This window comes from Streptomyces griseus, from assembly GCF_900460065.1.
Classification (GTDB): domain Bacteria; phylum Actinomycetota; class Actinomycetes; order Streptomycetales; family Streptomycetaceae; genus Streptomyces; species Streptomyces griseus.
In genome coordinates, this window is the sequence record NZ_UAVD01000009.1 from 136,555 (window position 1) to 147,644 (window position 11,090).

The window sequence follows — 11,090 nt, forward strand, 5'->3', positions numbered from 1 at the left end:
ACCGGGCGCGGCGAAGGAGGCGGGGAGGATCAGCGGGAGACGGCTTCGGCCTGGTGCAGTTGGGAGATCCGGTCCAGCAGGAGTGAACCGGCCCGCAGCGTCTCGTCGTTACGGACGCCCGCCAGCAGATCGATCACCCCGCAGCGCACGACGGTGGCCAGGTCGCCGGAGTCGAGTGCGCGGCGCACCACCCAGCGGATCTTGGCCGCCACGATCTCGTCGCAGTCGTCCGGGTCGATGCCGGCGTGTTCCCTCACGAGCCGCTCGGACTCGGCGTGCCGGCCCGTCCTGAGGGACCTCACGGAGGCGGAGGCCGAGACGGGGGCGGCGAAGGAGTCGGAGACGGGGGCGGGCAGGCCCGCGGGGGCCCGGGGCGCGGGGACCACCGGGGAGGCCGGCTCGGGCCGCAGTTCGTGGTTGAGGATCGCGTGCTCCAGTTCGCGCAGCGCGGGGCTCGGCTCCAGGCCGAGCTGCTCGTTGAGGCCGGTGCGCGTACGGCGGTACAGCCGCAGCGCGTCCGCCTGCCTGCCGGAGTGGTAGAGAGCCTCCATCAGCTGGCCGCACAGGCGCTCCCGCAGCGGTTCCGCCTCGACCACAGCCTCCAGCTCGCCGAGCACATCGCGGTGGCGGCCCATCCGGAACTCCGCCTCCACGCGGTACTCCAGCGCGGTCAGCCTGGAGTCGTCGAGCGCGGCCATCTCCCGCCAGTACAGGCCTTGTTCGGCCAGGTCGGCGAGTGCCTGGCCGCGCCACAGCGACAGGGCCTCGCGCAGCACGCGCGAGGCGGCTTCCCAGCGGCCGCTCGCCAGCTCCGTCCTCCCCCGGGCCAGCAGCATCTGGAAGCGCACCGCGTCAAGCCGGTCGGGGGAGACGCCGAGCTGGTATCCCCCGGCTCGCTTCTCCAACGGCAGCCCCGCCCTGCGCAGCGCGTGCACCGCGTTGTATACCACCTGCCTGCCGGTGGGCGGAGCGTCGGAGGGCCACAGTGCCTGCTCCAGCCTGGCCACCGTGACCGGGGAGCCGTGGTGGAGCAGGATGTAGCCGAGCACGGCCCTCTGCCGCAGCCCGCGCACGCCCGACGCGCCCTCCTCCTCGGACACATCCAGATGCCCCAAGACCCGGAACATCGCCGTCGCCCCCTTTCCACGAAGTTTCTTCAAAGTTCCGCATACTGAAGTCAGGATTTCCGTTCACGGTCCGGAAAACCGGCACAGGTCTTTCGAAGTACGGTGGAATTTCGCTGCCGAACATCGCCGTGCTCCCCCCGGAGCGGCGCGCGAAATCTTTACCCAAGGGCTGGCAGCGGTATTCCGCACTCACCGGGCCGGCTTGTCGCAGGTCTCACCGGATCGTGGTGTGCGCACGACCCTGTGCGCGGTCCGGTCTCTTGTTCACCACCCATGGTGGGGGCACGTCGTCCAGCCCCGCACAAAGCGCGCACAAATCGCGGGCGAGGCGGGTTCCGGTGGGCCGTCCGAGGGCGAACCGGCTTTCTCGTGCCGCTGTCCCGGCGGGCCCGTGGGCGCGTCGGGAAAGGGGGCCGGGGGCCTCTTCGGCCGCCGGCGTGCGGGCTACTCGGCGAGGACGGAGGGCTCCCGCACGGACCGGCCCAGTATCCGGACCAGTTCGGCCGGCGTGCGGCGGGAGCCCGGACAGGGCCCGTCGGCCAGGCCCACCGTGGCGGCGCACTCCAGGAGCAGGGTGCCGACCAGCGCCTCCTGCCGGGCGGGCAGCGGCGCCGGCCCCGGCGGCTCCGGCGGGGCGGGCAGGCCGAAGGCGTCGGCCAACAGGTACAGGGCGCGGCACACCAGCGCGGAGCGGACGGTCGCGTCGTGCTGTCCCGCGGGCCCCACCACGGCCGTCAGCGACGCCCGGAAGCGGCTGAGCACGGCGGCCGCGTAGGGGTCGGACAGCTCAGCGGTACGGGAAAGGCGTCCCGGGCGTGCGGGAGCGTGCCCCGCCGCCGATCGTTTCAGGCCCTCGTTCAGCGCCCGTACGAAGTCCTGCCCGAGAGTCGTCATCGTGGTGTCGCCGCGGTCCGTGTCACTTCCCTGGTCGTTCGGCATCACGCGTCCACCCCCACGCATCGGTCATGTGCCGGCTGTGCCGGTCTGCTGGAACCCTCCGCCGAAGAAGACCAGGGCGGGTCCCGGGGCGCCGCTGCTCGCCTCGATCACGTTCCCGATGAAGATGGAGTGGTCACCGGAGTCGTGGAGCTCCGACAGCTCGCACTCCAGCCATGCCAGCGCCCCGTGCAGCAACGGGGCCCGGGTCCTGATGCCCGGTTCCCACGCGAGGTCGTCGTACTGCTCGGGTCCCAGCGGCCTCTTCTTGTCGGCGAAGTAGCGCGCCAGCTGCTCCTGCTCGGATCCGAGAATCGACACGGCGAAGTGCTTCTCCGCCATGAGCGCCTTGTGCATGACGGCGCTGCGGGCGACACAGCACAGCACCTGCGGCGGATCCAGGGAAACGGACGTGAACGCGTTCGCGGTCATTCCGTGAATGTTCTCACCGCCCACGCTCAACACGATGACACCGGTGGCGAAGCGCGACATGGAATCCCGTAGGGATGACGGTTTCATCGGAATCCGGTAAGCGGTGTTCTCAGCGGACACGAACCTCATGCCAAACCCTTCCTCAGACTCATACGGAGAACATAGATCGGGGAATCTCCCGCACTCTCATCCCTGGGTAACCGGTCACCCACACCGGGGCGCGGCGCGCCACGGCGCCGTACACCGTCCGCGTCCGGCCCCGGAATCCGTACGCCGGACTCCTTCCTCCACGCCTTCGGGGGCGGCATCTCACCGGCGGGTCACGACCGGGTGGGGTACGCGGCCGGTCCTCGGCCTCTGCGACCGGCCCGGCTCCAGGAGCTGTTCGCGGGTGACGCGCTCCGGCGGGTCCAGGGTGACCGTGGTGACATGTCTCTTTCCGCCGCCCCAGTGGGGGCGGCGGACCAGCAGTTCGGGGCCGGCCGCGGCGACCACGAACAGCGCCCCCGGCGTCGGGACCTCGGCGATCTCCTCGAAGGCGTCCAGCACGGGGTCGTCGGCTCGGTGCAGGTCGTCGACGCACAGCACCAGCAGCTCGTGCTGGGCCGCCTCCCGGAGGAACTGGGCCCAGGCGCCCAGCACTCGGGCGTGGTGCGGCTCCCCGGTGGGGAAGGCGGCGGTGGGGAGGGCGTCGGCGGGGTCGGCGACGAGCAGTCGGCCCAGCCGGGACAGCAGCAGCTCCGACGTCGGCCCCGGGGGGAACAGCCGCCGGACGGTCCGGGCGAGCACGGCGCGCGCCGTCGCCCCGTCCGTATCCGGGCCGATGCCGCAGTAGGCCGCGAGGATCTGCCGCGGGGCCGCCAGCGGGGTGCCGGCTCCGGCCGGGGAGACCCGCCCGCCGAGCACGCGTTGCTCGCCGGGACGCACGCCCACCGAGCGCCCGAAGTCGCGCAGCAGCCCGCTCTTCCCGGTGCCGCGCCGCCCGAGGACCGTGACCAGATGCGGGACGCCCCGGTGCCGGGCCCGCTCGGCCAGACCGCGCAGGACGTCGAGTTCGTACGCACCGCTCCGCGCGTCCTCGGCGGCGGCCACCGGTCCTCCGAACCGCCCAGCCGGCTCACCGGCCGGCCCGACCAGGACGGGCTCGGGGTACGTCGGCGGGGTCAGGGGGGCGTACGTCTCCGCGCCGGCGAGGGAGAGCGCGGGGTCCTGGGCGAGGATCGCCTGCTGGAGCCGTTGCAGACCGCGGCCGGGCTCCAGGCCCAGGTTCTCCACCAGGGCGGCCCGTACCCGCTTGTAGGCGTCGAGCGCGTCCGCCTGCCGTCCGCACCGGTACAGGGCGAGCACCAACTGGCCGCAGCACCGCTCCCTGAGCGGGTCGGCGCGCACCATCTCCTCCAGCTCGGGCAGGATCGCCTGGTGGCGCCCGCGGGCGAGCTGGGCGTCGAAGTAGTCCTCCATGGCGTCCAGCCGGGCGCTCCGGACCGCGGCCAGCTCCGGCCACCGGATGCCCGCCTCCACCAGGTCGGCCAGGACGGGCCCGCGCCACAGCGCCAGCGCGTCGCTCAGCAGCACGGACGCCCCGTCGGCGTCGCCCCGGGCCAGTCGCTCCCGCCCCTGGCCGGCCCACCGGTGGAACAGATACAGATCCACCTGTTCGGGATCCACCCGCATCATGTAGCCGGGCGGCTGGGTGAGCAGTTCGGGTGTGGGCCCCGGCGCGGGGCCATGGGCGGTCCCGGTGGCGGACAGGACGCCGCGCAGCCCGTGCACCGCGTTCTGGAGGATCTTGCGTGCCGTGGTGGGCGTGCCGTCCACCCCCCACAGCACGTTCAGCAGGTGGCTGGTGGCCACCACCTCGTTGGCCCGGAGCAGCAGGAAGCCGAGTGTGGCGCGCTGCTTCATGCCCCCCAGTCCCACCGTGCGGCCGTTGTCGACGAGCTGCATCGGACCCAGCATTCGGAACAGCACTACTCCCCCAAGTCGACACCCGCGTGGCCGCGTACGACCCCGGCTTCCGGCGGTCCGGCCTCCGGATTCCCGCTCATCGTGCAGGGGCTCGGTCCAAGCCCACACAAAACTCGGACAAGGAGCGGGCCTTGCTCGGGGGCCTCGGCACATGCGAGGCGTCCGGCGCCGGGACACCGACCGACACGGGAAGGACCGGGGGAACGACCGGGCGTTCGTCGAAACCGGCATCGTCACGAAATCGCCCGACAGGCGCGTGGCAACTTGTCCAAATTCAGCGGGACTTGAGGCTTGTAAAGCTGATACTCATGTGACGGGTGGGGTGTTGACGGTACTCGAACGTCTGTTTACGCTGGGTCGGCGATGTTGATCACCAGCTTTGCGGGATTCCCGCAGATCGGGTGGCCGACGTAGTGCATAGCGCGTTCAATTCAGAGCTGGCGGCGGGGGATGGGCAAGATGGGACCGCCAAGTCCCTTTCGCTCAGCATAGGTTCCGAGGAAGGACAGCGAAATGCGACTCGATTCGATTGCAACGCAGGAGACGGCCACAGCACTGCCGGAGTCGATGGCGACTCAGGACTTCGCCAACAGTGTTCTCGCCGGTGCGGTTCCGGGTTTCCACTCGGACGCCGAGACCCCCGCGATGGCCACCCCGGCCGTGGCCCAGTTCGTCATCCAGGGCAGCACCATCTGTCTCGTCTGCTGATGGTGGGCTGACTCGCGTGTCGGAGGGGTCCGCCCTGGGGCGGCTCCTCCGGCACGCGCGTCCGGTTGGCTCACAGGGACGTTCGAGTTCGCAACGGAAAGAAGTTGAAGAGCTTCGTGAGATTTCGACGGGGGACGCGGCGCGCTGCGAGCACGACCGCTGCCCAAAGGGCTGCCGATCGCGTCTTCTTGCCGATCGCGATCGGACAGATTCTCGCTTCTGCCGAGACCTTGAGCCTCAAGCACGTTTTCGACGACGACGGATATCTCCGAGGCGTATCGGCCCAGGAATACCCTCCGGGAAGTCTGCGACACCGGCTCGGCCGCACGCTCGACCATCCGCGTACCCCGAAAGTGCTCGCCGGGGTGACACTCGCGGCGGCGACCGGGCTGGCCCTCGGGCGCGGCAACCGCAAGCTCCAGATCGCGGCGTCGGCGGTCATCGGCGCGTGCAACCGGCTGAGCGAGATCCGAACGCCGTACGGCCGGGACGGCGCCGACCAGATGACGGCGGTCATCACGCAGTACCGCGCGCTCACGGCGCTGATACCCGACCAGAAGGTGTCCGACGACCTCTTCCTGCGCGCGGTGAACTTCCAGACGGCACTCAGCTACGCGGTCTCGGGAATCTCCAAGGCCTTCGGCAGCAGCTGGGTGCAGGGCCACGCGCTTCCGGAGATCCTGGAGACCGAGGCCTACGGCCGCGGGCCGGCCGCACAGATCCTGCGCCGCTATCCGAGGTTCTCCAGAGCGGTGACCGTCGGCACGATCGTGTGGGAGGGCTCCTTCCCGCTGATCTATCTCCTGCCGCGCAAGCAGGCCTCCTACGCGCTCGCCGCGGTGAAGTCGTTCCACGTCGGTGTCGCGGCCACGATGGAACTCCCCCGGTTCGTCTGGGGATTCTTCGGTTCCCACGGAGCGGTCGGCCATGTGCTGGACACCCGGGGCGAACCGCGAACGTTCGAGAAGGCCGTGCTGGGCACGGCCGGCGGGGTGGCCCTCGCGAGTGCGCTCATCGCCCGCGAGAAGCGGAAGGTCGCCGAACAGCGGCGGCTCGGCCCCAAGGGCGTCATGCGGCTCGACGGCGAGATCGGCGCCGTCGAGTACGTCGTGAACCATCCGCCGGGGGGCCCGGACCGGAGCAGGCCCGTCGTCGTGATGGAGTGCGGGCTCGGCCAGTCCCTCGAATCGTGGGAGTGGGTCGCGGAGAGCCTGGCCCTGGACCACACGGTCGTCCGCTACCACCGGGCCGGATACGGCCTCACGAAGTCCCGCGCCTCCAGCGGCGACATCCTCGAAGCCGTCCTCGAAGAGGTCGGGGCGAAGGGTGAGATCGTGGTGGTGACCCACTCGATCGGCTCCCTGAGCGCCGCCTCCTACGTCCAGGACCCCCGCTTCGCCCACCGGATCGGCAAGCTCGTCGTCGTCGACGGCACCGACCCCGAACTGCTCGACGCGGACCGGTCCGACCGGCGGAGGTTCGGCAACTTCCTCCAGATCCAGGTGCACTCCCTCTTCGCCGCCGTGACCGGCATCTACCTGTGGGCGCCGAACGGGGTGGAGCGCCAGGCGGGCTACACGCCCGACACCCAGTTCAGCCACGTCCAGTTCGCCTTCGCGCCGCGGAACGTCATCAACTCGATCAGCGAGTACGCGAAGGTGAGCACCGAGGGCGCCCTGGACAGCCTGGGGGCGGTCGCGGAGGTCCTGGTGATCTCGTCGGGCGAGCACGCCGAACAGCAGCAGACGTTCGCCAAGAAGATCGGGGCCGGTATCGAGGTCGTCCACGGCTCGGCACACCGGTCGGTCATTGGATACAGACATCACGCCGAGAAGGTCGAAGGCGCCATCCGAAGGTTCATACATGCCAAGTAGCCGGATTCGTGGTGCGGTGGGCGTACTGGCCGTGGGGGCGGTCGCGACGCACCTGGTCTCGACCGTTCTGCAGAACACCCCCGACTCCTACAACCAGGATCTTCGCCAGTTCACCGGGGGCTGGCCCATCCCGGGCTGGCGTTTCTTCGCCCCGAACCCCGGGGTCCAGAACGTCCACCTGCTGGTGCGCGACACCAAGGCGGGTGACGCGCAGCCGAGCCCCTGGCGCGACGTGACCCCGGAAGTCCCGCACGGGTGGACGCAGGTCATCTGGAACCCCGCGAGCCGGGGCCCCAAGGCCCTGTTCGACGCCATGCAGCAGCTTTCCGTGATGAGCGCGAACCAGGCCGGATTCACGTGGGTGACGCAGAGCGTGCCGTACCAGTTGGTGTTCTCGGCCAGCCGGGCGTCGGCGGCGGCCGATGCGCAGGCTCTGCAGTTCCTCCTCATGAACGTCTTCCCGAGCGCACCGCCGGAAAGACGCATGAAACCGATTCTGACATCCGAGTGGATCCCGCTCGACTCCGCGTCCGAACACAAGGAAACCGCTGGATGAACGTGGAGCAGTTCGAGGGTGCGGAGTTGCACCTTCATGTGACGGGATCCATCAGCGCGGCACTGGTTCCCTGGTGGATTCACTGGCTGCGACAGCTGAATCCCGACGTGGTCGTGAATGTCTCCGTATCCCGGTCCGCCACGCAGTTCGTGACGGTCAAGGCCTTGCGGCACCTCGCCAACGGCCAGGTGTGGACGGACGCGTGGGATGATCCGAGCCTGCCGGCCGAGGTCAATTCCGGGCAGAGCGGCGCGGCCGAGTGCTTCATCGTGTTCCCCGCGACCCTGGACACCCTGATGCGGCTGGCTCAGGGCCGGGCGGATTCGCCCGCTCTGCTGATGCTCCAGGTGACGGACCGCCCCATCGTGATCGCCGACACGCTTCCCGGATCCAACGAGATCGTGGAGAGCAACCTCAAGACCCTGCGGCTCCGTCCGAATATCGCGTTCGCACCACGGGTGACCGGAGTGCGCGCCAGCAATCGCGCGGCGGCCGAGGTGGGATTCAATCTCCCCGGCGCCATCGCCGTTGCCAATGAGATGGTGAAGAAAGGCTCTGTCCATGAGTGAACCGACCGTTTACGACGCGGCGGCCATTGACGCCTACGACCTGATCTCGTCGATGCTCTCCCCGGGCGCCGGACTCGCGGCGTGGGTGTCGTCGCACCGCCCGCTGGCCGGACGGACCGTGCTGGACCTGGGCGCGGGAACGGGCGTGTCGTCGTTCGCTCTCGCCGACGCCGGTGCGCAGGTCGTGGCCGTCGACGCCTCACGCCCGTCGCTGGACCTGCTGGAGAGCAGGCGCGGTGAGCGCAAGGTCGACACGGTCGAAGCCGATTTCCGGGACCTCCGGCTCGATTCCGCCTTCGACGTCGTCACCATGTCCAAGAACACCTTCTTCCTGGCGCAGAGCCACGACGAGAAGATCGAGCTCCTCCGTGCCATCGGGCGGCATCTCAAGCCGGGAGGCGCGGTCTTCCTCGACTGCACCGACCCGGTGGAGTACCTCCGTGCGGACGGGGCCGCGCACACCGTCACCTATCCCCTGGGCCGCGAGCAGATGGTGACGATCACTCAGAACGCGGACCGCGCGACCCAGGCCATCATGAGCATCTTCATGGTCCAGAGCGCTTCGACCCTCACCTCGTTCCACGAGATGGCCACGTGGGCGTCGCTGCCGGAGATCCGGCTCCTGGCACGGGCGGCCGGCTTGGAGGTGACGGCCGTCGACGGATCGTACGCGGGCGACGCATACACTGCTCGTTCACGGGAGATGCTTGTGGTTCTGGAGGCGAAGTGACCGCTGTTCCCATCCTCGCCGCCGAGGGCGCGACGGTCACCATGGGCGACGTCACCCTGTTGGAGCCGACCTCGTTCGCGGTGATGCCGGGCGAGGTCTGGTGCCTCACCGGCGGCAACGGGTCGGGGAAGACGACCCTCCTGCGGGCCTTCCTGGGCAGCCGGAGTCTCACGGGCGGTTCGTGTTCGGTGCGGGGCGAACCCGCCGACATGGCCAAGCCGCGGCACCGGCGTCTCATGGCCTCCCTGGTCGACGCCATCCCGTTCGCCCGTGACATGACGCTGCGCGAACAGGTGACCCTGGTCGCCGCGTCCTGGTACGGCAACAGCGCGACGACCGCCGAAGCCGCCGAAGAGGTCGTCGAGCGACTGGGACTGTCCTCGCTGGGCGAGCGGTTCCCCCACCAGGTCTCTTCGGGCCAGCTTCAACTCTTCAGCCTCGCCCTGACGTTGGTGCGCCCCGCGGACGTGGTGCTGCTCGACGAACCCGAGCGGCACCTCGACGGCGACCGCGTCGAACTGGTGGCGGACCTCCTCACGGAGCGGGCGGCGGCGGGCACGGCCTTCCTGGTCGCCACCCATGAACCCGCCCTGGTGGAGGCGCGCGACGGCCGGGTGGAGCTGGGATGACGGTGGACACGCTCGCGGCAGCCGGGCCCGACGCCGCGGACCGCGTCCGTGCCGTACGGCAGCGTCACGCCCGCCGAGGTGACCGCGGCACCGTGCGCGGGCACGCGTACACCCTCTATCTCGTCGCCCTGTTCGCCGCGTTCTACCTGGTGCCGGTGGTCCACGCCCGGAGCACTTCGCCCGCGTCGGTCTCCGTGGGCTCCCTCACGGAGGCGGCGCCCCTGGTCTGCGCGCTCGCGGTGGCGGTGTGCTGGGGGGCCCAGGTCGCCGGGCGGTTCTGGGGGCCGGTGGTGGTCCAGCCGTTCCTGCTGCACGTGTTCATGTCCACGGACATCCCCCCGACGCGCTATCTCGGCACGATCGCACGGCGCCGGCTGACGTACGTCGGTGCGACCGGACTGCTGTCGGCCTGCGCGGCGGCCTACCTCGCGACCGATCTCTTCGACCACCTCGACTCCGCGGTGCAGGGCTTGGCGTCCGGGGTGGGGCTCAGCGCCCTCGCCGCGTTCGCGTGGCTCTGGGGCCAGGTGCGGCCGTTGCGCGACAATCTCCTGGTGGCTTCCGCCGTCGGCGGCGGGGCCGCGCTGGTCGCCGGGGTGAGCCGAGTGGCTCCGGACAGCGGAGTGGGTCTGTGGCTCCTCGCCGGAGTGCTGGCGGCCACCGCGGCGGTCCTGGGGCCGGCGGCACTCCGGGCGATCGGCGCCGTCGACCTCGCCCGGCTCGCCCGGGAGTCGGCCCGCGCGTCCCAGGCCCAGACCTACGCCTGGACCGGGACACTCCATCACGCGCTGGATCTGTACCGGCCGGAGCCGTCCGGTCTCACCTCGGCCCTGATCCGTCCGGACGGGCGTCTTCGCGGGTATCTCGCCCAGGGTGCGATCCGGGCGCTGCGGACACCCGGGCGCGCGAGCGCGGGCGCGGCGCTCCTGCTGATCGGCTCCGCCGTGCTGACGCACGGGGTGGCCGGGCGGGGCCAGGGTCCGGGGTCATGGCTGTGGGCCCTGGGGGCGCTGTGCGTGTACCTGGGCTCGGGGTGGGTCGGCGAGACGTGGCGCGGGCTGCGGGACGAGCTGACCCTGGCTCCGCTGTTCGGCGAGCGGTGGGGCGGAACCCTGGCCCGCACACTGACCTGGCCCGTCGTCGCGGTGACGGTCGGCGCTCTCCTGGGGGGCGGCTTCGCCGTCCTCGTCCGGTGGGACCACCACAGCGGGCAGCTCGGTGGCACGGCCCTTCTCGTCGCCGGGTCGGTGGTCATGGCGCTGGGGGCCAGGTTCCTGCGCGAGATGAAGCTGGATCTCCCGCTCGAACTGCTCCTCCCCGTCATCACGCCGTTCGGGGACCTCTCCGGGCTGCGGGTCATCGCCTGGCAGTTCGACGGGTTCGTCGTCGTGCTGATGGGGGTCGCCCTGATGGCCGCGCTGCCGTCCGCGGCCGGTGCGGCGGTGGTTGCCGTCTGCGTCGCCGCCGGCTGTGTCTGGACAGGGCTGCGCCGCACCGGCTGGGCGCACCGGGGGCTTTTCTCCCGCCTCGGGCGCGGGTAGCGGGCATCGTCGTCGCCCGG

The 11,090-nt window shown here is 70.7% G+C and carries 11 protein-coding genes; 7 read left to right on the forward strand and 4 right to left on the reverse strand.

Features of this window, described 5'->3' with window-relative positions; translation table 11 throughout:
- Window positions 1-29: 29 nt before the first annotated feature.
- From DTB53_RS05410 to DTB53_RS05425, 4 genes are all read right to left on the reverse strand, one after another.
- Window positions 30-1,127, reverse strand: a complete 1,098-nt coding sequence (locus DTB53_RS05410; RefSeq protein ID WP_012381890.1) for an AfsR/SARP family transcriptional regulator — start codon at window positions 1,125-1,127, stop codon at window positions 30-32.
- Between the two features lie 444 nt (window positions 1,128-1,571).
- On the reverse strand, window positions 1,572-2,066 hold the full coding sequence (locus DTB53_RS05415; RefSeq protein WP_003970685.1) for a hypothetical protein: 495 nt from the start codon (window positions 2,064-2,066) through the stop codon (window positions 1,572-1,574).
- A 24-nt stretch (window positions 2,067-2,090) separates the two neighbouring features.
- Complete coding sequence (locus DTB53_RS05420) at window positions 2,091-2,582, reverse strand: flavin reductase family protein (RefSeq protein WP_256090983.1); 492 nt, start codon at window positions 2,580-2,582, stop codon at window positions 2,091-2,093.
- 222 nt (window positions 2,583-2,804) lie between these two features.
- A complete protein-coding gene (locus tag DTB53_RS05425) occupies window positions 2,805-4,442 on the reverse strand; it encodes an ATP-binding protein (protein ID WP_236586343.1) in 1,638 nt (545 codons plus the stop codon).
- Between the two features lie 534 nt (window positions 4,443-4,976).
- Between DTB53_RS05425 and DTB53_RS05430 the strand changes: the two genes are divergently transcribed.
- From DTB53_RS05430 to DTB53_RS05460, 7 genes are all read left to right on the forward strand, one after another.
- Window positions 4,977-5,171: a cypemycin family RiPP gene (locus tag DTB53_RS05430; RefSeq protein ID WP_003970682.1), complete on the forward strand. Its 195-nt coding sequence runs from the start codon at window positions 4,977-4,979 to the stop codon at window positions 5,169-5,171.
- Between the two features lie 365 nt (window positions 5,172-5,536).
- The gene (locus DTB53_RS36790; protein ID WP_148235529.1) at window positions 5,537-7,045 is read left to right on the forward strand and encodes an alpha/beta fold hydrolase; all 1,509 of its coding nucleotides are present in this window, start codon (window positions 5,537-5,539) and stop codon (window positions 7,043-7,045) included.
- Window positions 7,035-7,601 carry a hypothetical protein gene (locus DTB53_RS05440; RefSeq protein ID WP_003970680.1) on the forward strand — a complete coding sequence of 189 codons (567 nt, stop codon included), beginning with the start codon at window positions 7,035-7,037 and terminating at the stop codon, window positions 7,599-7,601. The genes DTB53_RS36790 and DTB53_RS05440 overlap by 11 nt, the downstream gene beginning before the upstream one ends.
- Complete coding sequence (locus DTB53_RS05445; protein ID WP_003970679.1) at window positions 7,598-8,170, forward strand: CypD family RiPP peptide-cysteine decarboxylase; 573 nt, start codon at window positions 7,598-7,600, stop codon at window positions 8,168-8,170. The genes DTB53_RS05440 and DTB53_RS05445 overlap by 4 nt, the downstream gene beginning before the upstream one ends.
- Entirely contained in the window at window positions 8,163-8,900 is a 738-nt protein-coding gene (locus DTB53_RS05450; protein ID WP_012381886.1) for a class I SAM-dependent methyltransferase, read from the forward strand. Before DTB53_RS05445 ends, DTB53_RS05450 begins: the two co-directional genes overlap by 8 nt.
- Complete coding sequence (locus tag DTB53_RS05455; RefSeq protein ID WP_012381885.1) at window positions 8,897-9,529, forward strand: ABC transporter ATP-binding protein; 633 nt, start codon at window positions 8,897-8,899, stop codon at window positions 9,527-9,529. The genes DTB53_RS05450 and DTB53_RS05455 overlap by 4 nt, the downstream gene beginning before the upstream one ends.
- Window positions 9,526-11,070 (forward strand): hypothetical protein, encoded by a 1,545-nt coding sequence (locus DTB53_RS05460; RefSeq protein ID WP_012381884.1) that lies wholly within the window; start codon window positions 9,526-9,528, stop codon window positions 11,068-11,070. The genes DTB53_RS05455 and DTB53_RS05460 overlap by 4 nt, the downstream gene beginning before the upstream one ends.
- Window positions 11,071-11,090: the final 20 nt, after the last annotated feature.

Excerpts from the sequence above, each read along its gene's own strand:
- DTB53_RS05460 (WP_012381884.1), top strand. The coding sequence starts at position 9,526 with ATGACGGTGGACACGCTCGCGGCAGCCGGGCCCGACGCCGCGGACCGC.
- DTB53_RS05415 (WP_003970685.1), bottom strand. The coding sequence starts at position 2,066 with ATGCCGAACGACCAGGGAAGTGACACGGACCGCGGCGACACCACGATG.
- DTB53_RS05450 (WP_012381886.1), top strand. The coding sequence starts at position 8,163 with ATGAGTGAACCGACCGTTTACGACGCGGCGGCCATTGACGCCTACGAC.
- DTB53_RS05445 (WP_003970679.1), top strand. The coding sequence starts at position 7,598 with ATGAACGTGGAGCAGTTCGAGGGTGCGGAGTTGCACCTTCATGTGACG.
- DTB53_RS05430 (WP_003970682.1), top strand. The coding sequence starts at position 4,977 with ATGCGACTCGATTCGATTGCAACGCAGGAGACGGCCACAGCACTGCCG.
- DTB53_RS05410 (WP_012381890.1), bottom strand. The coding sequence starts at position 1,127 with ATGTTCCGGGTCTTGGGGCATCTGGATGTGTCCGAGGAGGAGGGCGCG.
- DTB53_RS05420 (WP_256090983.1), bottom strand. The coding sequence starts at position 2,582 with ATGAAACCGTCATCCCTACGGGATTCCATGTCGCGCTTCGCCACCGGT.
- DTB53_RS05425 (WP_236586343.1), bottom strand. The coding sequence starts at position 4,442 with ATGCAGCTCGTCGACAACGGCCGCACGGTGGGACTGGGGGGCATGAAG.
- DTB53_RS05440 (WP_003970680.1), top strand. The coding sequence starts at position 7,035 with ATGCCAAGTAGCCGGATTCGTGGTGCGGTGGGCGTACTGGCCGTGGGG.